Here is a 24,823-nt window from a genome sequence, read left to right on the forward strand (position 1 = left end):
CCGTCCCGCCCTTGACAGGGCGCTTTGCCCGCAGGACAATGGCAAAAACTTCTCCTTGGCGCGCCGCCGTTTTTAGCGCGCCCGGCGAACATAACAAGGAAGCACATCATGAACGCATTCCACAGGGGCCGCCGCCTGCGCTGGACCCCGGAGCTCCGCACCCTGGTCCGCGAAACTCCGCCCCTCCTGAGCGAAGACCTGATCATGCCCTATTTTGTGGTGGAAACCGCAGACGCGGGCCTGCGTAAAGAAATTCCCTCCATGCCCGGCCAGTACCAGCTCAGCCTGCAAGAGCTGGAAAAGCAGGTGGCCAAGGCCGTGGATACGGGCCTCACGGCCATGATCCTGTTCGGCATTCCGGCCGTTAAGGACGAACAGGCCAGCGGGGCCTATGCTGAAAACGGCATTGTGCAGCAGGCCGTGCGCCTGCTCAAACAGCGCTGGCCCAAGCTGCTGGTCATCACCGACGTCTGTCTCTGCGAATACATGAGCCACGGCCACTGCGGCGTGCTCATGCCCGACGGCGCGGTACTCAACGACGCCACCCTGCCCCTGCTGGCCAAAACCGCCGTGAGTCACGCCGAAGCCGGAGCCGACATGGTGGCCCCTTCGGACATGATGGACGGCCGCGTGGCCGCCATCCGCGAGGCCCTGGACCAGGGCGGTCTGACGGAAACGCCCGTCCTTTCCTACGCCGTCAAATACGCCTCGGCCTACTACGGCCCCTTCCGCGACGCGGCCGAAAGCGCCCCGGCCTGCGGCGACCGCAAGTCCTACCAGATGGACCCGGCCAACGCCCGCGAGGCCCTCATTGAAGCCCTGGCCGACCTGGAAGAAGGCGCGGACGCCCTGATCGTCAAGCCCGCCGGTCCGTACAGCGACATTATCCGCACGGTGCGCGACCACGTCAGCGTGCCCCTCTGCGCCTACCAGGTCAGCGGCGAATACTCCCTCATCCGCGCCGCCGGGCTTAACGGCTGGGTGGACGAACGCGCCGTCATGCTCGAATCCCTCACCGGCCTCAAGCGCGCAGGCGCGGACATGATCATCACCTATTTTACCGAAACCCTGCTCAAGGAAAGGCTGGTCCGCTGATGTCCCACCACTGCCCCCCCCCAGGCCTGAGCGGCAACCCCACCTGCGGCCTGCCCGATGTTGCGCCCCCCGCTGAGGAAGGGTCTGCGGCTTTGGCCGGGCATCCCGGCGGACACACTGCAGGCGGACATCCCGGAGCGCACAAGGGCGCGCACAAGGGCGGACCCGCCGCCCTGCCGGACGGCAGCCCCGTGTGCCGGCTCATTGCCTGGGAAGTGACCCGCTCCTGCAACCTGGCCTGTAAGCACTGCCGGGCCGAGGCCCATCCGGAGCCCTACCCCGGCGAACTTTCCACAGCCGAGGCCAAGGCCCTTATCGACACCTTCCCCCAGGTGGGCCGTCCCATCATCATCTTCACGGGCGGCGACCCCATGATGCGGGCCGACGTCTACGAGCTGGTAGCTTATGCCCACGCCAAGGGCCTGCCCTGCGCCTTTTCGCCCAACGGCACACTCATCACCCCGGAAACGGCGGCCAGAATCAAGGCCGCCGGGGTCAACCGCTGCTCTATCTCCATCGATGGACCGGACGCGGCCAGCCACGACAGCTTCCGCGGCGTACCCGGCGCTTTTGAAGCCAGCCTGCGGGGTATAGAATACCTCAAAGCCGCGGGCGTGCCCTTTCAGATCAACACCACCGTCACCCGCAACAACCTGAGCAGCTTCAAAAAAATCTTCGAGCTCTGTGAGCGCATCGGCGCGGCGGCCTGGCACATCTTTCTGCTGGTGCCCATGGGCCGCGCCTCTGGTCTGGCCGACCAGGTCATCTCGGCTCAGGAATACGAAGACGTGCTGCACTGGCTCTACGACTTCCGCAAAGGCACCAGCATGCACCTCAAGGCCACCTGCGCGCCGCACTACTACCGCATCATGCGCCAGCGCGCGCGGGAAGAAGGCCTCAGCGTCACGGCCGAAACCTTTGGCATGGACGCCCACACCCGCGGCTGTCTGGGCGGCACGGGTTTCTGCTTCATCAGCCATGTGGGCCAGGTGCAGCCCTGCGGCTACCTGGAACTCAACTGCGGCAACGTGCGCACAACGCCCTTTCCCGAAATCTGGCGCAGCAGCAAGTATTTTCTGCAGTTCCGCGACCAGTCCTGTTACAAGGGCAAATGCGGCGTGTGCGAGTATCACAAGGTCTGCGGCGGCTGCCGCGCCCGCGCTTACAGCATGGACAATGACCATATGGGCGAAGAGCCCCTCTGCACCTATATTCCGGCAAAACTGCGCCCCAAGGGAGAGAAAGCATGACCCAGGCCCGCGAAAAAGCCACGGATACGGCCACGCCCCAGGAGACCCTGGACCGCACGGACAGACAACTGCTGGACATTATCCAGACGGCCTTTCCCCTGGCTCCGCGTCCCTACGCCGTGCTGGGGGAGCAGCTGGGCATCAGCGAAGAGGAAGCCTTTACGCGGGTGCGCGCCCTCAAGGCCCGTAAGATCATCCGCCGCCTGGGGGCCAACTTTCAATCCGCCAGGCTGGGCTATGTTTCCACCCTCTGCGCCGCCAAAGTGCCGGAGGCGCGCATGGCCGCCTTTGTGGAGCGCGTCAATGCCGAACCAGGCGTCACCCACAACTACCAGCGCGAACACGCCTATAACATCTGGTTCACCCTCATCAGTCCCTCGCGGCAGGACGCCCAGGCTACCCTGGACGCCATCAGCCGCGACACGGGCGTGGACATCCTCAACCTGCCCGCCACCAAACTGTTCAAAATCCGCGTAGATTTCCGCATGGACACCTCTGCGGACGAGGCGTAACTACGCCCTGCGCCGCAGCTTTTTTCGCGGCCAAGGGCACGGCGGGCAGGAATCCGGTCAACCTGTTGTTATGCCTGCGGGTAAGGCAGTGCGCCTGCCCTGGGGAAAATGCACCACAAGTCTACGCCGCAATTTTTTCCGTACTGTCGCCATATTTTCACAAAGGAGGCCTATAAGCCGGGCAAAACACAAAAAACGGAGCCCGCGTGATGAACGACAGCGCCAGGATGAACAACCGGGAGCTGAGCTGGTTGTGCTTTAACGAACGCATCTTACAGGAAGCCCGCGATCCGGCCAATCCTCTGGTGCAGCGCTTACGATTTTTGGGGATATTTTCCAGCAATCAGGATGAATTTATCCGAGTGCGGCTGGCCGCGCTGGTGCGCTTATGCCGCGAAAGAGATCCGCGCCGCCCCCTGCTCATGGGTGGCCTCAGCCCACAAGAAGCCCTGCGCCGCGTCAACGAAAGGGCGGCACGGGGGCAGGCGGCCTTCAGCGCCACCTACGCGGAAGTGCTGGCAGCCCTGGCGCGCCAGGGCATTCGCGTACGGGACGAACACCAATTGACCACAGGGCAGGAAATTTTTTGCCGCGCCTACTTTGCCGATGTCATTAAACCCCAGTTGGTGCCCCTGATCCTCAACCGCCGCGCCCGCCTGCCTTTTTTGCAGGACAGCCACATCTACCACGCTGTCCGCATGGCCCCGGAAGGCAACAAAAAAGCGCGCTACGCCATTATCCGCATTCCCGTCAACGCCAGCTGCCCCCGCTTTGTGGAAATGCCCTCCCAGCCCGGCTGTCATGACATCATTTTTGTGGACGACATCGTCCGCCTATGTCTGAACAACATTTTTTTTATGTTCAGCTACGCAAAAATTTCCGCCTATACCTTCAAAGTAATGCGTGACGCCGAGCTTTCACTGGACGATGACGTATCTAAAAGCCTTATTGAAAAAATGGAAGAGGGCTTGGAACACCGTCTGCGCGGTCGACCCGTGCGCCTGATCTACGACCAGGCCATGCCCGCCGATTTGCTGGCGCTGCTGGCCTCTAAGCTCAATCTGAAGTCTGGAGAACTCAACCCCGGCGGCCGCTACCACATGATGCGCAGCCTGATGCATTTTCCGCAGGTGCGGCCGGACCTGGAAAGCAATGTGCCTCCGCCCCTGGCCCATCCGGATCTGACGCCTTTTTCAAGTATTTTAAAGGTAGTGAAAAAGAAAGATATCCTGCTGCACTTTCCCTACCACTCCTTCAACCACATGGTGGACTTTTTAGGAGAAGCGGCCATCGACCCCAAGGTGACGGACATCAGCATCACGCTTTACCGCACGGCGGACCAATCCAGGGTCATTAATGCTCTGGCCAACGCGGCCCAGAACGGCAAGCGCGTCACCGCGTTTGTAGAGCTCATGGCCCGCTTTGATGAAGAACGCAACGTCAAGGCCGTGGATGTGTTGCGCCAGGCCGGAGTCCACATTATCCACGGCGTCAAGGATCTTAAGGTGCACTGCAAACTTGTGCTGGTAGAACGCATGGAGGGCCGACAGAAAAACGGCTATACCTACATCGGCACCGGCAATTTTAACGAGGACACGGCCCGGCTCTACAGTGATGTGGGGCTGCTTACCGCCGCCCCCGGCTTTGCCGAGGACGCACGCCGCATCTTCAGCGTGCTGGACGCTTCGCACAAACCCCTGGAATGTGCCAACCTGGTGGTGGCCCCCTACCACATGCGCACATTTTTCAGCCGGTTGGTAGAAAAAGAAATCAAAAATGCCCGCGCTGGAAAGTCCGCCTATATTTTTGCCAAACTCAACAGCCTCACGGACGAAGGCATGATCCGCCTGCTTTACAAGGCCGGAGCCGCAGGGGTGGAGGTACGGCTTATCGTGCGCGGGGCCTGCTGTCTTAAGCCGCAGGTGCCGGGCCTGAGCGAAAATATCTGGGCCATCAGCATTGTAGACAAATTTTTGGAGCACGCCCGTATTCTGATTTTCTGCAACGCCGATGAAGAAAAAGTCTACATCGCCAGCGCAGACTGGATGCCCCGCAACCTGGACCGACGCATAGAGGTCGCGGCTCCTGTGGACTGCCCCCGTCTGGCCCGTACTTTGCGGGATATTTTCGCCATCCAATGGTCGGACAACGTTAAGGCCAGGGTACTTGATGACGCCTGCTGCAACAGTTACCATACCGGCCTCACGGCGGTGCCCTGCCGATCGCAGCTTCTGCTCTACGACTATTACGCCCGCAAAGCCCTGCGCCAGGGGACGTCCCCCAAGCGAAGACAAAAGACGGACGCCGCCAAAGCCAGGGACAATGCCTCACGCGGAGCGCAGATATGAACTTGCAAACCGTGGCCGCCGTGGATGTGGGCTCCAATGCCGTACGCTGTCTGATCAGCGACGTGAGCCGCTTGCGGCCTGACAGGCCCGCCAAAAAAAGCGCCTATCTGCGCATTCCCCTACGGCTGGGAGCGGACGTATTCGCACGAGGGCGCATCTCGGACGAAAAAAAGGCGCTCTTCCGTGAGGCCATGCAGGCCCTCGCACACCTCATGCGGGCCTACAGCGTGGACCACTACCGCATCTGCGCCACTAGCGCCATGCGTGACGCCGCCAACGGCCTGGACCTCCTGGCCGCCGTCAAGGCCGATACCGGCCTGGATATGTCCATTATTTCCGGCATCGAGGAAGCGGAAATCCTGTTCGAAGCCAATGTCTTTTCCCGCTATATGGAAGATAGCGAGGCGGTCCTTTATGTGGATGTGGGCGGCGGCAGCACGGAGATCGTCCTGGCGCGCGGCGGGCTTCTGGTCGAGGCCTTTTCCTTCCAAGTGGGCACACTGCGGCTACTTGCCGGGGCCGTGGCTCCGGACGAACGCCGACGGCTGGCGCGCGAGTTAGCCAGCCTGACCAAGACCTACCAACCGCGCAAAATTATCGCCACTGGCGGAAACATTAACAAGATAGCAAAACTCTTGGATAAAAAAGAAGGGAAATCCGCCACCCCGCAAGAGCTGCGCAATTTGCACATGGCGCTGCGCGGGCTGAGCCTGGAAGATCGCATGGACAAGTTCCGGCTCAACAGCTACCGTGCGGACGTTATTGTGCCCGCCTTGGAAATCTTTCTGGAAGTGGCGGACACTGTGGGCGCTACACGGATTATCATTCCCAAAATCGGCCTAGTGGACGGCATTGTCAGGCATATGTGCCTGCATACCGACGCCCGCCTGCCGCAACAGCCGCCCGCATAACATTTTTGCGTGGGAAACAGACTGGTTCAGCGCCTCAGGCAGGCCGGTTTCACGTCCGGCTGCATAAGGCTTACGTAACGCCTTGGCGGCCCGTGGCCGCCTCGCACTGCCGCAGGAGAATTGCAACGAAAAGGGCTCTGCCCGACTCCCCGCAAGGGCCCCCTCCGATAAACACGTGCCCGCAACGGCCAAGCCTCTTCCTCCCCCGGCCCGGCCCGCTTGCATTTGCCGAATTTCTCGCGTACAGGCAATAAACTGTCTATTGTTTTTCTAGATTAGAGCTATTTCCGCCCGCACTTCCGTTGTGCACGGCCTGCCCCTTCCAAACGTCAGCTGCCCAGGCGAAACCGCCACGGACCCGGAGCGAACCGAGGGTATACGCATGAACTCACCGTTTTTTGCCGACGCGCCCCGCGCGTCGCGCGTTGCTTTCCTGACCCTGTGCTGCCTGTGCTGGCTTTTAGCCGGACTGCCCGCCACAAGCCGCGCCGCGCCTCCAGTGCCGACGCACGGGGCCGTGGGGGTTTGCGCCGCCATCCTCTACGACCTGGATCAGGACGCCATCCTCTTCGAGCAAAATGCTGATACCCCCATTCCACCAGCTTCACTAACAAAAGTTCTTTCCATGTTTCTGGTTATGGACCAGATCCGCGCCGGCCTCGCCAGCCTGGACAGCCCGGTGACCATCAGTCGTCTGGCCGCGCGCACCGGCGGCTCCCGCATGGGCCTGCGCCAGCGTGAACAACTCACTCTGGAACAACTGCTCACGGGCATGGCCGTTTCTTCAGGCAACGATGCCAGCACCGCTGCAGCCGAATTTGTGGGCGGCTCTGTGCCCGCCTTCGTCAACATGATGAACGCCAAGGCCCGCAGCCTGGGCATGCGCGACAGCGTCTTCGTCAACCCCCACGGCCTGCCCGCCCGCGGCCAAGTGACCACCGCGCGCGACATGCTGGCCCTTGCCCGCGCCTATCTGCGCACCTATCCGGAGGCCCTGCGCTTTCACAGCACCCATGTGCTTAACCACAGGGGCAGCATTACCTGGAACCGTAACCCCCTGCTCGGCCAGTACCCCGGCGCGGACGGCCTCAAAACCGGCTGGACCAACGCTTCAGGCTATAATCTTATTTTTACCGCCGCCCAGGGAAACCACCGCCTCCTGGCCGTGATTATGGGCGCGCCCGATGGCCGCACCCGCAGTATAGAAGCCTTCCGTCTGCTGGACGCAGGCTTCAAGGTCTGCACCAACCAGGCTGTCTCCGTCACCGCCGCTCTTGATACTCTGCCTCCCAACGCCTACCACCCCGACCCCCACCTCCTGGCCCGCGAAGCCAGCCGCCTCTACGCCGGCGCAGACCAGCCCGCACGCAAGCAGCATGTGCGCAAGGCCGCCCGACAGCAGGACAAACAGCTCAAAGCCGCCAAAGCCAAAAAAGCCCCCAGCCAGAAAGCCGCCCGCCACAAGCGCGCCGATGGTCAGGCCGCCCGCCGCGTGGCCGCCGCCAACTCGGCAAGTTAATTTTTTGTGGGGGGAAGGGGGGACTTTTGTGAACAAAAGTCCCCCCTTCCCCCCACGCCCCCCATCCCCTTCAAAAAACTTCTTTTCCTCACTGACAGATGCGGCGTTTTCCCAGGCCGTTGCCCCCAGCGTCAGCTTTTTCTCCGGGCCTGTGCCCTCACAGCCCACCACATTCCCGATCCGCGCATCCGGGCGACTTTTCCCCGGAAGTTGCGCGCGGCATAAAGGGGTGTGGTCGCGCAGCGACACCCCCGCCTTCCGGCGGGACCCCTTAGAGCATTTAACACTTGAAATGCTCGCTTACGGCAGGCAAAAGCCTGCCTTCTCGCATTTCGTGGCAAGGATTTTCAAGAAAATCCTTGCAGAGCAGATAGCTCATTTCATTCGCTAACTGCTCTAGCGCAGCGCCCCGCCCCGCCTCCGGCGACACCCCCCCACTCCGCACTGCGGACCGTGCCCGTCGCAAAGCTGGTAATCGCCGCCGGTAATGCGCAGCCGCAGTCCGTTGACCAGGGCTTCCGCCACCTTGCGGCGCGCGGCGGCATAGATGCTCTGCACTGTGGTGCGGGCAATGCGCATTTTTTCGGCACAGGATTCCTGGTTCAGCCCTTCCAGATCAATCAGGCGCACGGCCTCGTATTCATCTACCGTCATAATCACTTCACCCTGCGGCGCTTGCGGCCCCAGGGGGCCAAAACAGTCGCTTTCCGGCAGACAACAGACCTTGCGCCATTTTCGCGGTCGCGGCATACACAGACCTCATGCTTCAAAATATTTTGGCCGGTACACGGCGCGCCTTCCAAAAAGCCGCGGCCCGCACCCGCACAATTCACATCTGTATCCTGGTTCCGGGGCATTGTAAAAAATCGCAAGCGCCGCCTCCCGGCGCGCCAGGGCAAACTTGATTACGGCGGGGCCGCACCCCATGTGGCCCCGCCGCTGTTTTTCTCAGACGGTCAGGCTTGCCTGACACCCATTGCAAACCCCTGTCCGCTTGCGGCGGACGTGGCGGTCAGGCCTTTTCCACAGTCGCTGCCGACTCATTGACGCTTACTGCAGGCGCGGCAGACGACGTTTTGTCCGGCTGCGCAGCCCCCTGCGCGTTGCCGGCGCGGGCCATACCGCTGCCCCGGCCCTGGCCCATGCCACGCCCCTGGCCCATGCCGTTGCCCTGACCCTGTCCGCCCATGTTGCGGCCCATGCCACAGCCCTGGCCCTGCCCGCGGCCCTTGCCGCGCCCCTGGCCTTGGCCGTTGCCCATGCACAAGCCGCGCCGCTGGCCATAGCGATGGGCCAGCCCCAAGCCCATAGTCTGGGGCTGGTCCATACCCTGTTCCCTATCCTGCACCATATCCTCATTGCTCCGCGCGGCCGTGCCGCAATTACCCAAACCCCGCCCGGTGCGGGAACCCTTGCCCTCAGGACCAGTGTGATCTCTGCCCGGCATATGAACCTCCTTGTGTACGCGGGCCCTGCGGACTATCCTTACAGGCTGGTCCCAGGGCCACGCCTTGCTCTTGCCAGAATTGGCTTGAGTTGTTATTTGACATATGTCGTAAATCCATTTAGGCCCAGTTTTTGACATATGTCAATAAAAATTTTCCGGGCTGTGAAAAAATCTTTTACCTCAAAAAGGCAGTTTCCCATGAGCGAACAGTGCAACCATGCGTGCGGTTCCTGCGGCGAGCAGTGTACAGACCGCCAGGCGGAGCAGACAGACTTTCGCGTCAAACCGCACCCCCAGAGCCGTGTGGGCAAGGTGGTGGCGGTCATGAGCGGCAAGGGCGGCGTGGGCAAGTCCCTGGTCACGGCCCTGCTGGCCACGGGCATGACCCGGCGGGGACGGCAGAGCGCCATTCTGGACGCGGACATCACCGGCCCTTCCATCCCCAAAATCTTTGGCCAGCACGGCAAGGCCAGGGCCAACGAATCCGGCCTGTTGCCTGTGCGCAGCAAAGGCGGGGTGGAAATGATGTCCATGAATCTGCTGCTGCCGGGCGAAAGCGACGCCGTCATCTGGCGCGGGCCCATCATTGGCGGGGTGGTCAAGCAGTTCTGGTCTGAAGTCATCTGGCAGGATGTGGACTACATGTTTGTGGACATGCCTCCAGGAACGGGCGACGTGCCCCTTACGGTCTTCCAGTCCCTGCCCGTGGACGGTATTGTAGTGGTGACTTCGCCTCAGGATCTGGTTTCCATGATTGTGGAAAAAGCCATTGACATGGCCCGGCAGATGGACCTTCCCATCTTGGGCATGGTGGAAAACATGGCCTACTTCCACTGCCCGGACAACGGCAAGGACTACAAAATCTTTGGTGAAAGCCACCTGGACGAAGTAGCCGCGCGCCACCACCTGCCCGTGCTGGGCCGCCTGCCCATTGACCCGGCCCTGGCCGCTGCCTGTGACGCCGGCGGTGTGGAATCCGTCACCGGCCCATGGCTGGACAAGGCCCTGGAAACGATAGAAGCCCTGGCGGACAAACCCGCCGCCTGAGCGCGCCGCAACAATTCCTTGCCGGGCGGTGAGCCTGTGGACCTTTGACGCCACGGACTTGCCGCCCTTCTTTACCTTTTGGGCGAACTGTGGCTATGTGTTGGGAAACCAAGGAGCAGCCTATGCGCACCTATCAGCAGTTCATCAATGGCAAACTTGTTTCCCGCCCCGGTCAGAGCATGATTGAGGTGGAAAACCCCTCCACCGGAAAAATCATGGCCCAGACCCCCAACGGCGGGCGCGAAGACGCCCAGGAAGCTCTGGAGGCCGCCCACAAGGCGCAGGAAGCCTGGGCCGCACAGTCCGCCGCCGCCCGTGGCGCATACCTCAAGCAAATGGCCACCCTGGTCCGCAAACACCGCACGGATCTGGCCCGCCTGCTGGCCGAAGAACAAGCCAAAACCCTGCCCCTGGCCTATGCTGAAATCGACGGCACCGCAGAATATTTTGACTACTATGCCGGCTGGGCCCGCCTCTACGAAGGCGAAATCATCCAGAGCGACCGCCAGCGCGAAAATATCCTGCTCTACCGCCAGCCCATCGGCGTGGTGGCGGGCATCTGCCCCTGGAACTTCCCCTTCTTCGTCATGGCCCGTAAGGTGGCGCCTTCCCTGCTTACCGGCTGCACCGCCGTCATCAAGCCCAGCAGCGTCGCGCCCGTGACCGTCATGGAATTCGCCAGAATGGTGGCGGATCTGGACCTCCCCGCCGGCGTGCTCAACTTCGTCACCGGCGGCGGCTCCACCCTGGGCGAGGCCCTTTCCTCCAGTCCCCTGGTGGATATGGTCACCCTTACCGGCAGCGTGGAGGCAGGCCAGCGCATCATCACCGCCAGCGCGGCCAACGTCACCAAAGTTTCGCTGGAGCTGGGCGGCAAGGCCCCGGTCATCGTCTGCGCCGACGCCGACCTGGATCTGGCCGTGCGCGGCGTCACGGCCTCGCGCACCATCTTCAGCGGCCAGGTCTGCAACTGCGCCGAACGCCTCTATGTGCAGGACAGCATCGCCGAACAGTTCGCCGACAAACTGGCCGAAGCCTTTGCCAAGGTACGCCTGGGCAATCCCTTTGACGAGCCCGCGCCCGATATGTGCAGCCAGATCAACGCCGAACAGCTGGAAAAAATCGACAGCATGGTCAAACGCGCCAAGGCCGACGGCGCGGAAGCCATTACCGGCGGCGCGCCCCTGAACCGTGAAACCGGCTACTTCTACGCCCCCACCCTGCTGGGCAACTGCCGCCAGGACATGGAAATTGTGCGCAAAGAAGTGTTCGGGCCCGTGCTGCCCATGCTCACCTTCCATACCCTGGATGAGGCCATTGCCTTGGCCAACGACTGCGAATACGGGCTCACCTCCTCCATCTTCACCACCAAGCTCACCAATACCATGGAAGCGGTCAACCGCCTCAAGTTCGGCGAAACCTACGTCAACCGTGAGCACTTCGAGGCCATGCAGGGCTTCCACGCCGGTTGGCGCAAGTCCGGCATCGGCGGGGCCGACGGCAAGCACGGGCTGATGGAGTACCTGCAGACCCATGTGGCCTATATTGATTACTAGCGCAATTTCAGAGTGAAATTGCGCTGCGGCGCTTGGAGCCCCCTCCCCCTCTCCTCTGCAAGAGGGGGAGGGGGCTCCCCGTGAGAATGCCGCTGCGCGACCACACCCCTTTATGCCGCGCGCAACTTCCGGGGAAAAATCACTCGGGTATGCGGGCTGGTAAGGGTATGGGGGCAGTAAGGGTAAAGATGCAGATATGCGCAGGTTGGGGCTGAGGGCTGTGAGGAAGGGCCGCGGGTATGCCTTGGTCGGAGATATGAGCAGCTGTACGGGCGACGATGGGGAAAAGGGGCTACCTCAAGAAAAGGCATCGTGGTCCACAAAAAACGCCGCTGGCGGCAACGGCCTGAGAAAAAGCCGTATCGGCCGGTGAAGAAAAGAAGTTTTTTAAGGGGATGGGGGGCGTGGGGGGAAGGGGGAACTTTTGTGAACAAAAGTTCCCCCTTCCCCCCACAAAAAAGCACAGTCTGCGTTTTCCCTATTTACCGGCCTTGGCGGCGGCTTCGCGGGCGGCGGGGCTCATATGGCAGGGCTGGCAGCCCTTGAATTTGGCATAGCGGGCCGGATCCTGCGCCTTTTTCTGTGAGTGGCAGCCGTAGCAGGAGCGGTCGGAATTTTTGGAGTGGAAGGCCATAAACATGCTCATGGGGTCACGTTCACGCGCGCCGGGGGTAGCGTGGCATTCGGTGCAGGAAACATAGCGGTCGTCGCCGGGATTTTCGTGGTGGCAATGAATGCAGCTGATGCCTTTATGCGCCGTATGGGGGAACATAACGCTCATGCGGTCGGAGTTGCCGCCTTCGATTTTGATGGGATTTTTGATAATCTGCGACATTTCCTTGATGGTGCGGGCCTGCGCGTCACCCGCCCACCAACAGGTCAGGGCCAGCATGAGAACAACAGCGTACTTCATTGGTGCTTCCTCCAGTGAGCGGTTGCGCGCGGCGTAACAGCCGTCGTGCGTCCAGTAAGGGTTAAAACGTGTTCCAGAACGAAGGCCGGAGCGGATGCAGTTTTTTGCGCGACGCCACCATGTCCAGATGCAGCATGCCCAGGGCCAGGGCGTCCGGGTCGGGCACGGTATCGCGCTCCCGCAGGTCCACGGTGGGGCAGTAGCCCTTGCACTTGGTGCACCAGTCCAGGCGTTCGCCGTGGGCCGGGCCGCTTTCCCGCAGCAATTCCATAACGTCGTTGCCCTCCGCCCCACAGGCCGGGCAAGCGCCGCGTCGGAACGGCCAGTTGGCCCCGCACAGGCCGCAGTGCAAATGCTTTTTGCCCCCGCCGCCCACCAGGTAGGCATTTTTTTCGTCCACAGCGGGCTTGTCCAGCCAGCCCAGGGTGGGCAGAGCGCCGCACACGGGGCAGCAGCCTTCGCGCCACAGGCCGCCCGCATCCCACGGGGCTGCCGCCCCTTCAGGCGCAGCCTGGGCCGCAAGGCCCCGCAGCACGGCCCCGGCCACAAACTGGCCCACAAACTCCAGCGCCGGCGCTTCCACCCCGTTTTCTTCGGCCAAGCGGGCCAGGGCGGCGTGGTCGTCGGCCGCCACGGCCCGGACCAGCGCTTCCTGCGCGGCGCTGTGGGCCGCGTCTTCGGCCAGCAGCAAAATTTCCAGGGCCGGCAGGGCCGCATCCACGCCTTTAAGCTCGCGCATGTGGGGCAGCAGGGTTGCGGCGGCCAGACGCAGAGGCGCGGCGCTGCCCGCAAACGTGGCGTCGGCCAGCAGGGGCACGCCCTGGCGCAGACGTTCAGGATTCAGCGCGGGCAGAGCAAGCCCGGCCTCTTCCAGGGCGGCGGCCATAGGGGCCGCCAGGTCGGCGCGGGCGCGCAGCAGGGGGGCAAAGGCGTGCAGCACAGGGTCCAGCACGGGCCGCCATTCATGGATTTCGTCCAGGGTGCGGGTCACCTGGGCAGCCGTGTGGGCAGGGGTAAGGGGCATGAGCGCTCCGAAAAAAGTTATGGATGCAAGAGCCGGCGACCGAAACCGCCTGCTTGTGAATAATACCGCCCCAAGGGCATTTTTACAACTACAGACCGCGAGGTTCTTTGCGGGATTTTTGGCAGGGAGAGAAACCTTTTGCGGACAGGGGGGCAGCCGGGGCCGCCCCCCTGTAACGCCGCGCCTACATGAAGGCGGCGTATTCGTAATAATGTTCTTTTTCCTCGGCCAGCAGGTAAATGACGCTCACTTCCGTAAAATCGGCCAGGAAGGCCTTGGGGAAGCGCTTGCGGGCTTCTTCCAGGCGTTTCTGGGCCAGGGGCAGAATTTCCTCCCGTTCGCCGAAGACCATGGTGCCCGTGGGGCAGGTCTTGACGCAGATGGGCTGCATTCCTGCGGAAACCCGGTCGATGCACATGTCGCACTTGGCGAGCATGCCGGTCTTGGGGTCGCGGCGGGGAATATTATACGGACAGGCGTCTATGACGGCCTGGGCGTCTTCTTCACTGAGCTGGGCGGATTTTTCCGTAGTCAGCACCGCGCCGGTCTTGGGATCCTTGATGATGGCGCCGGGCACGCTCATGTCGGCCACGTCCTTGCAGACCGGGGTAAGGCAATGGCGGCACTGGTCGGGAAAGAAGTTCCAGATGACCGTGCCCTTGGCGTCCATATGCTCGTTAAAACGAACGATTTTAAGGTTGTTGGGGTTCAGGTCCGGCGGGTTCTGGTGCGAGCCGCGCTGCTTGGTCTCATTGGCGGGCAGGTTGTGCCACTCTTTACAGGCCAGTTGGCAGCCCCGGCATGCCGTACACCGCGTGGTGTCGATAAGAAAGGTTTTCGGCATTGCTATGCTCCTTGGCGGGCGCGCCCCTTGCCGGGACGCGCCCTCCTGTGGGTCCGATTTGCAGAGAAGCCCTCCCGAAGGGACGGCCGCTCTAGCCTATTTCGGTCAACTTTTCGGCCTTGCGCAGATTGACGCAACACGCCTTGGATTCCGGAATCGTGGTATTGGGGTCAAAGGCCGCCACGGTCAGCCTGTTAGTGGAGTCGCCGCACTTGGGGGTCGTCCAGCCAAAGGCAAAGGGCATACCCACCAGGTGGATGGTCTTGCCCATGACCGTAAAGGGCCGGATACGCACGGTGACCATGGCAATGGCTTCGCAGACGCCGCGCACGCTCTCCAGAATGACGCCGTCGCCGTTTTTGATGCCCTTTTCCTTGGCCAGTTCGTGGCTCATTTCCACATACAGCTGGGGTTCGGCCTCCAGAAGGTTGGGCACGTTGCGGGTTTCGCCGCCGCCGCACCAATGCTCCGTAAGGCTGTAGGTGGTGAGCACAATGGGATAGCGCGGGTCTGCCGGCGGGGCGATCTTGTCCATATCCGAAGTATGGAACTTGTAGACCGGGCTGCTCAGCTGGCTGGAGAAGGGATGGCTCTTGAGCGGGGTTTCCGCGGGCTCATAGTGCTCGGGGAAGGGCCCGTCCGCCGTGCCCACGCCGTAGAACTGAGCGTGGCCGTCCTTCATCATGATGAAGGGCAGTTTGCCCTTTTCCTTGTCGGCCAGGGGCGGCCAGGGGCCGTCGGGCACGTCGCCCACCCATTTGGAGCCGTCCCACTGGATAACCGCCTTTTGGGGGTTCCAGGGCTGGCCGTTGGGGTCCACAGAGGCGCGGTTGTAGAGAATGCGCCGGTTGACCGGCCAGCACCACGACCAATTGGGGAACAGACCGATATTGGCCTGCATGGGCGTCTGGCTGGTGTCGCGACGTTTGGACTTGTTGCCGTCCTCTTCCGTCCAACTGCCGCTGTAAAGCCAGTTGAGCGAAGAGGTGGTGCCGTCGTCCTTAAGAACCCCAAAGGCGGGCACCTGCTGACCGCGTTTGTACTGCTTTTCTCCCACCTTGCTGTCGGCCCAGAACTGGCCGTTGATGCGCTTGGTCCACTCGGCGGCGACGAACTTGTCCGTCCAGTGCATCTTGAGGATGGGATCAGGCAGGGCGCCGCCCTGCGTCTTGTACAGTTCGCGGATCTTATTGAACAGGGGCACTACCATATCGCCGAAGTCGCGGGCCTCGTAGCCGGGCTTCACGCCCATGTCGAACCACTGCAGCCAGCGGCCGCTGTTGCTGATGGTGCCTTCCTTCTCAATACGGTGGGCCGAGGGCAGCAAAAAGACTTCGGTTTTGCAGGCCTTGGGGTCCACGCCGGGGCGCTTCCAGTTATCTGTGGTTTCAGAGTTATGGATTTCCATGCAGACCAGCCAGTCCAGTTTGTCCAGAGCGGCCCGCATCTTGTTGGTATTGGGGAAGCTGTTCATGGGGTTCACGCCCACGATGAAGCCGCCCCGCATCTTGCCCTGGTACATCTTGTCCATGGCGTACATGTAGGAGCAGTCCTCGCCCGGCTCCAGCTTGGCCAGCAGGTCATAGCAGAAGTTGTTTTCGGGCGTGGCCGCGTCGCCAAACCAGCCCTTGAGCAGGCTGACCATGTACTTGGGCCGGTTGCCCCACCAGTTGGCGCTGTTTTTGAGCGTGGTGACAGGGGTGTTGGCTTTCTGGTAGTCGGCCAGGCTCTGCCAGGACGCACGCGGCACAGGCAGATAACCCGGCAGGATGTGGTACAGCAGGGCGTGGTCTGTGGAGCCCTGTACGTTGGGTTCGCCGCGCAGAGCGTTGATGCCGCCGCCCGCCACGCCGATATTGCCCAGCAGAAGCTGGATAAGCGTAGAGGTGCGGATGTTCTGCACGCCCACCGTGTGCTGGGTCCAGCCCAGGGCGTAGAGGATGGTGCCCGCCTTGTCCGGCTTGCCCGTGGCGCAGAAGGCCTTGTAGACCTTAAGCAGGTTTTCCTGTGAAACGCCCGTCACGTCCGAAACGTTTTTGAGCGAATAACGGGAATAGTGCTGGCGCATGAGGTTGAGCACGCAGCGTTCGTTTTTGAGGGTCGGGTCAATAACCGGCCCGCCGTCCGGGCCCTTGGCCAGGCCCCACTTGCTCTTGTCGTAGCTGCGGGTCTTGGGGTCGTAGCCGGTAAACAGGCCGTCCTTGAAGCCGTAGCCTTCGCCCACCACAAAGGCGGCGTTGGTATAGTTGAGTACATAATCCTTGAAATACAGATTGTTTTCAAGGATGTAATTGATCATGCCGCCCAGGAAGGGGATGTCCGTGCCCGAACGCAGGGGCACATGGAAATCGCAACGGGCGGACGTACGCGAGAATTTGGGGTCCACGTGCATAAGCACGGCCCCGTTGTCCCTGGCCCGCATAATCCACTTGAAGGCCACAGGATGGTGTTCAGCGGCATTGCTGCCGATAATAAGCACTGCATCGGTATTTTTGATATCGATCCAGTGGTTGGTCATAGCACCGCGTCCGAACGACTCTGCCAGAGCCGCAACAGTGGGGCTGTGTCAGACCCGGGCCTGGTGGTCCATATGGACAACTCCCAGGCCGCGCATGGCTTGATGGATGGCCGCACATTCCTCATTGGAGGCGTGGCTGGTGCCCATCCAGAAGATGGTGTCCAGACGGTTGACCGTCTGGCCTTTAGCGTTTTTAAGCACCATATCGCGGTCGCGCGTTTCTTTTACGCGCCGGGCGATCTGGTTCAGACACCACTCCCAGTCTTTCTCCACCCAGGCGTCGCTGTGCGGTGCGCGGTAGAGCGGTTTGTGCAGGCGGTGATCGTTGGTGTACATGGAAAACAAGGCCGCGCCCTTGGCGCAAAGGGCCCCTTCGTTCACGGGGAAGTCGGGGTCGCCCTCGGTGGAGACCAGCTTGCCGTCCCGCACATAGGCGATGACCTGACAGCACACGGAACAGAACGGACAGACGCTGATGACTTCCTTGGCGCCCTCGATTTTGAGCTTGCCGGCATAGGCCTGGGCCTCGCCCAGGTCAAAGCCCAACTGCCCCAGCGTGAGACAGAGGACTCCGGCACCGACGCCCTTGAGGAAACTCCGTCGGGTGCTTTTCATTATACCTCTCCTTGGTGTTGACCGATACAGGGCGGACGGAGCCGAGGCAGCTCCGGACGCTCCGCGTTGCGGTCGCGCCACAGCACGACCCCTCCTCTTCCGCAACGGAAGGAATTATTGTCACCCTAATCTAAAAACCGTGACAGCGCAAGGCTGTACCATTTTTTACAAGGAGATCTGCCCCCCTTTTTATGCCCATCCAACCATGCAGAATAGTATACCATTTTATAGACAGACGCTGACGCCCACAGGCGAAAGGGAGATTATTGCGCGGGGAAGCAGGTTAGCCATTGCAACCTTGAAGTGCCCTGGCGGTTGCGTGCGCAGCTGACAGCCTCTTTGTCTCCAAGGCATGCCTGTCATTTATCTCTGGGGGGAAATTTTTTGCAGGAGGGGGAAAGGACACAACGGCGATAGGCCGCGCGGGGGACGCGCCCCGCACGGCCTGGCCATGGGTCAGCGCCTTGTGTCCTGAGGAGTGCGCAGCCCCTTGGGGGGCCGCAGGCGCACAAGGCAGCCGGGCCGCACGGCGGAACGGGCCGCATTCGACGCGGCAAAAGATTGTTGTTCCAGCAGCAGTTCCAGCACGCCACGGGGTTTGGCGGGCTGGGCCTGGGCCAGGGCCTGGACCAGGGGCCGACCTTGCGGGTCCAGCACCGTGCAAGACGTGCCCGGCGGCGGGGGCGGCGCACCCAGCAGCAGACACCACAGGCGCAGGGCTGTCTTTTCCGACTGCACGCGCAGCACTTCACCGCAGCCCAGGGTCGCCAGCAGATTCTGGCAGCGACTGCCCAGGGCAAAGACCAGCACCCCGCCTGCAAGACCGGGCAAAGCCAGGCTTGCGGCCAAAATAAAAGGGTTCCAGCCCAGCAGCCTTTGCAGCAGAGAGAGGGAGGCCGCACGTAGGGAGCGCGCGTCGGCGTACACCTGCACGGTCAGGCGCTGATCAGTGCTGGGGGGCGCGCCGCGGAAGCGCACCAGCAGGTCGTACCGGCCCGGTTCCGTTGAGGGACCAGCGGCCACTGCGGCACGCCACATGCCGTTGCCCATCCAGTAGCCGGTGAAAAAGCCTTCCAGTCGGAAAGTCAGATCTGGGACCGACGGGGTAAAAACCGCCTGCAGGTCACTGTCCACGGGGTTTTTCAAGGCTGCCGGGCCGGAGATCTCCAGGCCCTGGCCGGGCACAAGGTCCAGCACGTCCGCACCAGCACGCATAAGCCCCTGCGCGCCGTCCAGCAGGGCCAGCAAGGCCAGGGCCAGAAACACGGCGCAACACACGCCCAACCGCCGTTGATAACCGCGCAAACGGCCATAGTCCCGCCAGGCGGCGGATGCCGGGGCAGTCAGCGAAGATGCGTCCGGCGAGGTTGACAGGGGGGTGGACGTAGGGGACATGCGGTTTTCCTCCTTGCCGCGGTTATGCCTCGGACACGGGGGCATGGCAAGGCCGCGGCGGCGCATTATGCGGTCCGGCCCCCACGGCTGCGGACGGGCAGCGGCTGCGTGGCCGTCTGGGCCACCTGCCAGCAGACCAGGCAAGGGCCGCGTTTGGGCAGGTCCACCAGGCTTTGCCCAACGGCGGGCCAGCGGCGACGCACCAGGCGGGTCAGCCAAAAGGCCGCCCCCCAGACGGGCAGACTGATGCCGAAAAACCAGACGCTGAACACCAGTTCCGAAGCCGCTGTACTGTGGGCGGACATGTACATGCCTACAAACACGGCCGCCACCATGACCAGGTTGGCCAGAACGCGGATGACGCCCGTATAGAGAGACTGACGGTAGCTGTTCACTGCATCCTCCTGTGTGCCGCATGCGGGCAGCGCCCTCCGGCCGGGGTGCGCAGCGCCCGGTAACGGCCGGACGCGGCGGAGAGTTGTCCTGTCCGGGCCGGGGCCGTACGGCGGCGCTTTTGCCAAAGCCGGAGCGGACCTGTTCCGCTCCGGCCGGCCTGCGCGGCGGAGGGGAGCCGCCGCGTGTCTACGGGCGGGGGCGGCATGATCCCCTGCCCGACGTGGGGGCTACTTCTTGAAGATATTGGTCTTGGTCACATTCATGACGCGGATGGCCTGACCCTTTTCGGCATTGCGGAAGGCCACGCGCATTTCGTGCCCTGCCGTCCAGGCGTAGGGCGGCAGATCCAGGGCCGCAGCCGGCACCTTGAAGGTGATCAGGGCCTTGAGCCTGGCGGAGTATACGGTAACGGAGCTCTGTTCCTTATCCACCACGGGGAAGGTCTTGCCCGCCACCTTGGGGTGGTCCGCGCCAATGTTCTTTTCCACATCCGTAAACTGCACGGGCAGTTCGCGCACGGACTTGGAGGCCTGGTCGTAGAGCAGCACCACAGACTTGTTGATGTCGATCATCAGGCGGCCGCCAACCATGGGCGCGGGGCCCATATCCTTGGCTTCGACGGGCAGTTTAAAGGTATGCACGCCGCCGCTGTAGTGCGGGTTGAACTGGTCGTGGGTCACGTCCACCACGATGGTCATGGTTTTGGCCGCGGGGTCAAAGGCCACACAGCGGCCCTGCTCCACCCCGCCGTCGAAGTTGCAGCCGGCAAGTAGGGCAAGAGAGCCGGCCATTGCCAACGTAAACAGCAGATTGCGTATCTTCATGGCGCGTCTCCTTTAGTTGCCGGCGGGCTGGCGCTTCTTGGCGGCCAATTCCGCCTTGGCTCCCTGCACCATCTTGACGGTGATGTAGAGGGAAATGCCGGTGACCAGGGTGAGCACCACCACTGTGGCCACAGGGCCGAGCAGCCAGTTCCAGGCAGGCAGTTCGGCCTGCAGCAGCTTGAGCAGCACGGAAAGAAGGCAGCCCACCACGGCCAGACCGAACACAAAGCGGATGCCGTAGCCCTTGACGTACTTGGTGGCGACCACGCCGATCTGCGCGCCGATGGCCGCGCCGCAGAGCATGATCAGGGCAGCCAGGAGCTCCACGCGGCCTTTGTAGGCGTAGGAGGCCGCACCATAGAGGCCGGAGATGGCCACTTCAAAGAGGTCTGTGCCCACGGCCAGGTGCGTGGGGCAACCGACCAGGTAGACCAGGGCAGGCATACGGATCAGACCGCCGCCGATGCCCAGGATACCGGCCAGCCAACCGGTGAAGAGGCTGACGATCAGGGGCAGCCAGGCCGAGCAGGTGATGTTGGCGTGCTTGTAGTACACCACGGGCGGAATGCGGATGGCCTGCAGGCGCGAGGCCCAGTCCACGCCGGTGGCGGTGCTGTCCAGCTGCTTGTGCTGGGCAAGAGCCTCACGTTCCTTGCGCTTGCGCGCGGCGATGTCGTGAAAGACCAGCCAGGCCAACAAGAAAAGCAGCACCACATAGAGCCAGCGCACCACTTTGTCCACGGAGCCCAGGCGCTCCAGCCACATGACCATCTGCGCGCCCAGTTCCATGCCGAAGATGGTTCCTATCAGCATGGTCAGGCCCAAGGCATAGTCCACATTGCCGAACTTGCCGTGCCGCATGGTGGAGATGAGCGATTTGCCCGCCATCTGCGCCATGTCCGTACCAATGGCAAATGCCATGGGAAAGCCCAGAATGTTCAGGCCGGGCGTAACCATCCACGCGCCGCCCATGCCGAAGAACCCGCCGATGATCCCCACGCCCAAGCCCAGAATGATCAATCCCGGCCAGAAGATGTGCACGCCGGAAATGGGCATCAACATATACAACCAGTCCATATGCGCCTCCTTCCGGCTACTTTTCCGCCAGTTCGCGGTGCTTGAGGTCAATACCGATGTGCGACATGACCAGGTCGGCCAGCCAGCCGAAGATCACACCCACGATGGGGATGATGATCATGGTCAGAATGGCGAAAAAGAAATGGCTTTCATTATACATTTCCGCCCACCAGTAGAGGATGCCGTCCAGTTTGCGGGTATCCGCCACAATGACCACATCCGCCGACTTCTTGGCCGCCAGGGCCAGGGACGGCAAAACCGTGACCAGCAGGGCGCTGCCGGTGATCCAGGTCCAGAACCTACGCAGCTTGCTCATGATTCCCTCCATATCCAGACAATTTCCGGGCCAGTGTCGCAACGCAGCCCACGGCGCGCCGCACATGCCATGCAATTGTGAAAATTATAGCAACTGCCGTGCCATTGCGCGGCGCCGCCCCAATGCGCAAGGCGCGCAATGGCCGCAATGGCCCCTGGCCTGAGGGGAAAAAGGGATAAAAACCGCCCTGCCACAGGAGGAGACGCCGCGCAAAAAAACTTTCCGGAACCGGCCCGGAGAGCTGGCCGCACAGGCCGTTGCGCGGGTGCAGGGCCGCTGGTCGGGCCTTGCGCTGAAGAAGCTCAGCCCCCAGTCCGTCATGGGGAAGACAGCGCACCCCGCCACAACAGGGGCGGCGGCCTCCGGAACAAAAATCCGGGTGCGCCGCGCTATTTTTGCAAGAAACCACTTGCGTGGCGGAATAAAGGCCCCTATAGTCAAAACAGCTTGCGCTTTTTTGCGCAACAGGGAGGACGGGCGTGCGTTTCCCCAGACCCCTACCGGGCGGCAGCTCGCTGGAGCTGACCGCTTTCTTCCTCAATCGCAGCCTGTGCAGCCGCATGCTCATGCTGGGTCTGCCCCTGCTGGCCCTGGCGCTGCTGCTCATCGTGCTGCTTACCGGCAAGGCCGTGGACACGGTCCTAAATCGCGCAATTGCGCGCAACGCGCAGCTCCAGACCCAGGCCATGCGCCTGGCGCTGGAAGAAACCCTGGCCGAAACCCGCAATCAGCTGCTCATCCTGGCCGCCGGCTCCATGGACCTGCGGGCCATGACCGAACGTTTTCGCTTTCGTGTCCGGACCAAGGGGCTGCGTTACCGGGAGGTGGCCTTCATGGGGATTGCCCCTGAAGACCGCTATGTCCTCATAAACCACGAGGGCAAGGTCATCAGCGTGCCCCCAAAAACCGCGCTGGAAAGCCCCACCGGCCCCTTCCACCACATGTGCGGTGAGCAACGGCCCGGCTACGTCACTGTGGGGCAGCCTCTGGAGGCGGTCTACTCTCTGGTGCCGATGGACGGCGCCATGCAGACCGTGGCACTCTACGTGCTGCGCTTTTCCACGCCGGTTTACGACAGCCAGGGCAAATTCACGGGCTGTCTGCTCCTTTCTCTGGATCTGCGCGAACTGCGCGACACCATCTCGGCCTACTCCGCCCCCGAAGCCCCCATTGCCGCCGAAGCGGAAACGCGCGTGCGCAGCCTGTTTTTTGACCGTGAAGGCTGGATGCTCTTCCAGTCCGAGCCCAAGGACGCCAGCCTGCGCAAAAAAAGTCTGAATACAGACATCGTGCGGGCGGGCTTTGCCGGCGACTTCGGCAGACCGGGCTTTAACCTGGCCTTCCGCCCCGGCCCGGACCACCTCAGCTACTGGAGCATGGTGGCCGACGTGCAGGAGGGCCGTTCGGGCCAGCTGCCCATGCGTGAAAGCGTCACCGTCTGGAGCAACGGACAGATGCGCGTGGAGCGGGTCAGCTATGTGCCCGTCAGTTTTCAGCCTGAGGTGGCGGCCCCCCCCGTGGTGCTGGGTGGCCTGGCCGTGCTGGACACCAGCTTCACCACCACCCGCACGGGCATGCAGATCATGAGCATCTACATCGCCGCCTTCGGCGGAGGATTTTTGCTTCTGGGCCTGAGCCTGTGGTGGCTGGCCCGCCAGATGAGCGGCAGCCTGCACAGCGTGACCAGGCGCCTGCAGGAACGCAATGCCGCAGACAGCGCCGCCCCCCTGGGGCTCCCCCCTTTGCCCGTGGAGCTGGAACGCCTGCGCGCGGGCATAGACGCCCTGCTGGAACGGCTGCGCCTGACCAAAGAGCTCTGCCGCAGCCAGGAGGCGGAACACAACGCCCAGTGGCGGCGCGAACCCGTGCTGGATCTGCCCCATCCGCAGGATCTGCCCGCCCACGGGCTGGTGGGCAATTCCCCGCCCATGCGGGCCCTCTACGAACAGGTGCGCAAGGCCGCCCAGGTCACGGCCGACGTGCTGGTGGTGGGCGAAACGGGCACGGGCAAAGAGCTTGTCTCCGCCGCCATCCACCGCCTGAGCGCCCGGCACGCTGGGCCATTCATTACCATCAACTGCGGCGCACTGGACGAAAGCCTGCTCATGGATACGCTCTTCGGGCATACCAAGGGAGCCTTCACCGAAGCCAAACAAAGCCGCAAGGGCGCATTTCTGGCCGCCTGCGGCGGCACTCTCATGCTGGATGAAGTGGGCAATGCCGCGCCCAAGGTGCAGCAGGCCCTGTTGCGGGCGCTCTCCACCCGCTGCATCCGCCCCCTGGGCAGCGACCAGGACGTGCCCTTTGATACCCGTATTATCGCCGCTACCAACACGCCCCTGCTGGACGCCGCCCGCAGCGGCGGCTTTCGCGAAGACCTCTACTACCGCCTGGCCGTCATTACTATCCATACGCCCCCTTTGCGGAAACGCAGGGAGGACATCCCGGAGCTTACGGTCTGCTTCCTTACCGCCGCCCACGAAGCGGCCGTGCGCAAGGCTCTGGCCGAGGGCAAACCCGCGCCGACCGGACCGCCCCGCCTCAGCCGCGGCGCACTGGCCCGGCTCATGGCCCATTCCTGGCCCGGCAACGTGCGCGAACTCAAAAACACCCTCACCCGCGCCCTGGCCTTCTGCGAAGGCGACCTGCTGCAGGAGGAGAATATCCAATTGCCCCCGCCGGGCAGCCCTGCCCCGCCGCAAACGCCGCCAGGGACACGTCCCCCTACCGCCCCGGCAGACAACCAGGAAACGCCCACTGACGCGCAGGACGCCGGCGCGCCGGCGGGCCCGCTGGTACGCCGCGTCCCCGCACCGCAGGCCCCAGACGCCCCTGATGCCGCAGACGCCGCAGACGCCCCAGACGCCCCTGACAGCGCCCCGCCAACCGCCGCGCCGGAGCCCGACGTCCTCCTGCTGGCGGCCCGCCGGGCCGGGCAAGAAGGCCGCCTCAACAGGCGCATCCTGCGGACCTGGCCCTTACTGACGGCCAAGGGATCTGTCAGCCGCCAGGAGTACCAGGGCCTGGTCGGCGAAGACATTTCCGTGCGCACGGCCCTTTACGATCTGCAGCTGCTGGTGACCCTGGGCCTGCTGCGCCGGGAGGGCCGGGGTCCGGCCCAACGCTATCTGCTTACAGATCTGGGAAAAACCGCTGTTGCCCCTCAGTCCCAAACCCACGGCACGTCACAGAAGGCCGTGGAACCGTAAAGGAGGC

General features: G+C 62.8%; 20 protein-coding genes. 9 read left to right on the plus strand and 11 right to left on the minus strand.

Annotation, left to right across the window (positions count from 1 at the left end; translation table 11 throughout):
• Nucleotides 1-108 precede the first annotated feature (108 nt).
• The 6 genes from hemB to J7I12_RS08235 all read left to right on the plus strand — a co-directional run bounded on the left by hemB (nt 109) and on the right by J7I12_RS08235 (nt 7,635).
• Nucleotides 109-1,095: a porphobilinogen synthase gene (gene hemB / locus J7I12_RS08210; RefSeq protein ID WP_208360732.1), complete on the plus strand. Its 987-nt coding sequence runs from the start codon at nt 109-111 to the stop codon at nt 1,093-1,095.
• Entirely contained in the window at nt 1,095-2,345 is a 1,251-nt protein-coding gene (ahbD, locus tag J7I12_RS08215; RefSeq protein WP_165450932.1) for a heme b synthase, read from the plus strand. The genes hemB and ahbD overlap by 1 nt, the downstream gene beginning before the upstream one ends.
• Nucleotides 2,342-2,857, plus strand: coding sequence for a siroheme decarboxylase subunit alpha (gene ahbA / locus J7I12_RS08220; protein WP_118230113.1), 516 nt, complete (start codon nt 2,342-2,344; stop codon nt 2,855-2,857). Before ahbD ends, ahbA begins: the two co-directional genes overlap by 4 nt.
• 209 nt (nt 2,858-3,066) lie before the next feature.
• Nucleotides 3,067-5,205, plus strand: a complete 2,139-nt coding sequence (ppk1, locus tag J7I12_RS08225) for a polyphosphate kinase 1 (protein WP_208360730.1) — start codon at nt 3,067-3,069, stop codon at nt 5,203-5,205.
• Nucleotides 5,202-6,116: a Ppx/GppA phosphatase family protein gene (locus J7I12_RS08230; protein ID WP_118230112.1), complete on the plus strand. Its 915-nt coding sequence runs from the start codon at nt 5,202-5,204 to the stop codon at nt 6,114-6,116. The genes ppk1 and J7I12_RS08230 overlap by 4 nt, the downstream gene beginning before the upstream one ends.
• A gap of 382 nt (nt 6,117-6,498) precedes the next feature.
• Entirely contained in the window at nt 6,499-7,635 is a 1,137-nt protein-coding gene (locus J7I12_RS08235; protein ID WP_208360728.1) for a D-alanyl-D-alanine carboxypeptidase family protein, read from the plus strand.
• Nucleotides 7,636-8,031: 396 nt separating this feature from the next.
• On the opposite strand, the gene J7I12_RS08240 is transcribed toward J7I12_RS08235, so the two are convergent.
• A complete protein-coding gene (locus J7I12_RS08240) occupies nt 8,032-8,385 on the minus strand; it encodes a DUF134 domain-containing protein (protein WP_118230865.1) in 354 nt (117 codons plus the stop codon).
• Between the two features lie 262 nt (nt 8,386-8,647).
• A complete protein-coding gene (locus tag J7I12_RS08245) occupies nt 8,648-9,082 on the minus strand; it encodes a DUF5320 domain-containing protein (RefSeq protein ID WP_208360726.1) in 435 nt (144 codons plus the stop codon).
• Nucleotides 9,083-9,280: 198 nt separating this feature from the next.
• Here J7I12_RS08245 and J7I12_RS08250 point away from each other — a divergent pair, with 198 nt between their 5' ends.
• Both J7I12_RS08250 and aldA read left to right on the plus strand, forming a co-directional pair.
• Nucleotides 9,281-10,129, plus strand: a complete 849-nt coding sequence (locus J7I12_RS08250) for an Mrp/NBP35 family ATP-binding protein (RefSeq protein ID WP_208360724.1) — start codon at nt 9,281-9,283, stop codon at nt 10,127-10,129.
• Nucleotides 10,130-10,251: 122 nt separating this feature from the next.
• Nucleotides 10,252-11,685 carry an aldehyde dehydrogenase gene (gene aldA, locus J7I12_RS08255; protein ID WP_208360722.1) on the plus strand — a complete coding sequence of 478 codons (1,434 nt, stop codon included), beginning with the start codon at nt 10,252-10,254 and terminating at the stop codon, nt 11,683-11,685.
• A gap of 478 nt (nt 11,686-12,163) precedes the next feature.
• On the opposite strand, the gene J7I12_RS08260 is transcribed toward aldA, so the two are convergent.
• From J7I12_RS08260 to J7I12_RS08300, 9 genes are all read right to left on the minus strand, one after another.
• Entirely contained in the window at nt 12,164-12,598 is a 435-nt protein-coding gene (locus J7I12_RS08260) for a cytochrome c3 family protein (protein ID WP_118230785.1), read from the minus strand.
• A 61-nt stretch (nt 12,599-12,659) separates the two neighbouring features.
• Entirely contained in the window at nt 12,660-13,622 is a 963-nt protein-coding gene (locus J7I12_RS08265) for a formate dehydrogenase accessory protein FdhE (RefSeq protein WP_118230786.1), read from the minus strand.
• Nucleotides 13,623-13,806: 184 nt separating this feature from the next.
• A complete protein-coding gene (locus tag J7I12_RS08270; RefSeq protein WP_118230787.1) occupies nt 13,807-14,466 on the minus strand; it encodes a 4Fe-4S dicluster domain-containing protein in 660 nt (219 codons plus the stop codon).
• 91 nt (nt 14,467-14,557) lie between these two features.
• Entirely contained in the window at nt 14,558-17,599 is a 3,042-nt protein-coding gene (fdnG, locus tag J7I12_RS08275) for a formate dehydrogenase-N subunit alpha (protein WP_118230788.1), read from the minus strand.
• Between the two features lie 456 nt (nt 17,600-18,055).
• The gene (locus tag J7I12_RS08280; RefSeq protein WP_208360721.1) at nt 18,056-18,994 is read right to left on the minus strand and encodes a hypothetical protein; all 939 of its coding nucleotides are present in this window, start codon (nt 18,992-18,994) and stop codon (nt 18,056-18,058) included.
• Nucleotides 18,995-19,059: 65 nt separating this feature from the next.
• Nucleotides 19,060-19,389, minus strand: coding sequence for a hypothetical protein (locus J7I12_RS08285; protein ID WP_130958124.1), 330 nt, complete (start codon nt 19,387-19,389; stop codon nt 19,060-19,062).
• A 228-nt stretch (nt 19,390-19,617) separates the two neighbouring features.
• The gene (locus tag J7I12_RS08290; RefSeq protein WP_118230791.1) at nt 19,618-20,214 is read right to left on the minus strand and encodes a DUF4881 domain-containing protein; all 597 of its coding nucleotides are present in this window, start codon (nt 20,212-20,214) and stop codon (nt 19,618-19,620) included.
• 12 nt (nt 20,215-20,226) lie between these two features.
• Complete coding sequence (locus J7I12_RS08295; protein ID WP_208360720.1) at nt 20,227-21,291, minus strand: sulfite exporter TauE/SafE family protein; 1,065 nt, start codon at nt 21,289-21,291, stop codon at nt 20,227-20,229.
• Nucleotides 21,292-21,307: 16 nt separating this feature from the next.
• On the minus strand, nt 21,308-21,607 hold the full coding sequence (locus J7I12_RS08300) for a DVU0150 family protein (RefSeq protein WP_118230793.1): 300 nt from the start codon (nt 21,605-21,607) through the stop codon (nt 21,308-21,310).
• A gap of 479 nt (nt 21,608-22,086) precedes the next feature.
• Here J7I12_RS08300 and J7I12_RS08305 point away from each other — a divergent pair, with 479 nt between their 5' ends.
• Nucleotides 22,087-24,816 carry a sigma 54-interacting transcriptional regulator gene (locus tag J7I12_RS08305; protein WP_236031383.1) on the plus strand — a complete coding sequence of 910 codons (2,730 nt, stop codon included), beginning with the start codon at nt 22,087-22,089 and terminating at the stop codon, nt 24,814-24,816.
• Nucleotides 24,817-24,823: the final 7 nt, after the last annotated feature.

It is taken from the genome of Desulfovibrio diazotrophicus (genome assembly GCF_902498985.2).
In the GTDB taxonomy this organism is placed as follows: Bacteria; Desulfobacterota; Desulfovibrionia; order Desulfovibrionales; family Desulfovibrionaceae; genus Desulfovibrio; species Desulfovibrio legallii.

Excerpts from the sequence above, each read along its gene's own strand:
- aldA (WP_208360722.1), top strand. The coding sequence starts at position 10,252 with ATGCGCACCTATCAGCAGTTCATCAATGGCAAACTTGTTTCCCGCCCC.
- J7I12_RS08265 (WP_118230786.1), bottom strand. The coding sequence starts at position 13,622 with ATGCCCCTTACCCCTGCCCACACGGCTGCCCAGGTGACCCGCACCCTG.
- J7I12_RS08245 (WP_208360726.1), bottom strand. The coding sequence starts at position 9,082 with ATGCCGGGCAGAGATCACACTGGTCCTGAGGGCAAGGGTTCCCGCACC.
- J7I12_RS08235 (WP_208360728.1), top strand. The coding sequence starts at position 6,499 with ATGAACTCACCGTTTTTTGCCGACGCGCCCCGCGCGTCGCGCGTTGCT.
- J7I12_RS08250 (WP_208360724.1), top strand. The coding sequence starts at position 9,281 with ATGAGCGAACAGTGCAACCATGCGTGCGGTTCCTGCGGCGAGCAGTGT.
- ahbD (WP_165450932.1), top strand. The coding sequence starts at position 1,095 with ATGTCCCACCACTGCCCCCCCCCAGGCCTGAGCGGCAACCCCACCTGC.
- J7I12_RS08230 (WP_118230112.1), top strand. The coding sequence starts at position 5,202 with ATGAACTTGCAAACCGTGGCCGCCGTGGATGTGGGCTCCAATGCCGTA.
- J7I12_RS08260 (WP_118230785.1), bottom strand. The coding sequence starts at position 12,598 with ATGAAGTACGCTGTTGTTCTCATGCTGGCCCTGACCTGTTGGTGGGCG.
- J7I12_RS08290 (WP_118230791.1), bottom strand. The coding sequence starts at position 20,214 with ATGAAGATACGCAATCTGCTGTTTACGTTGGCAATGGCCGGCTCTCTT.
- ppk1 (WP_208360730.1), top strand. The coding sequence starts at position 3,067 with ATGAACGACAGCGCCAGGATGAACAACCGGGAGCTGAGCTGGTTGTGC.
- hemB (WP_208360732.1), top strand. The coding sequence starts at position 109 with ATGAACGCATTCCACAGGGGCCGCCGCCTGCGCTGGACCCCGGAGCTC.
- J7I12_RS08300 (WP_118230793.1), bottom strand. The coding sequence starts at position 21,607 with ATGAGCAAGCTGCGTAGGTTCTGGACCTGGATCACCGGCAGCGCCCTG.
- J7I12_RS08295 (WP_208360720.1), bottom strand. The coding sequence starts at position 21,291 with ATGGACTGGTTGTATATGTTGATGCCCATTTCCGGCGTGCACATCTTC.
- J7I12_RS08240 (WP_118230865.1), bottom strand. The coding sequence starts at position 8,385 with ATGCCGCGACCGCGAAAATGGCGCAAGGTCTGTTGTCTGCCGGAAAGC.
- J7I12_RS08280 (WP_208360721.1), bottom strand. The coding sequence starts at position 18,994 with ATGTCCCCTACGTCCACCCCCCTGTCAACCTCGCCGGACGCATCTTCG.
- ahbA (WP_118230113.1), top strand. The coding sequence starts at position 2,342 with ATGACCCAGGCCCGCGAAAAAGCCACGGATACGGCCACGCCCCAGGAG.
- J7I12_RS08270 (WP_118230787.1), bottom strand. The coding sequence starts at position 14,466 with ATGCCGAAAACCTTTCTTATCGACACCACGCGGTGTACGGCATGCCGG.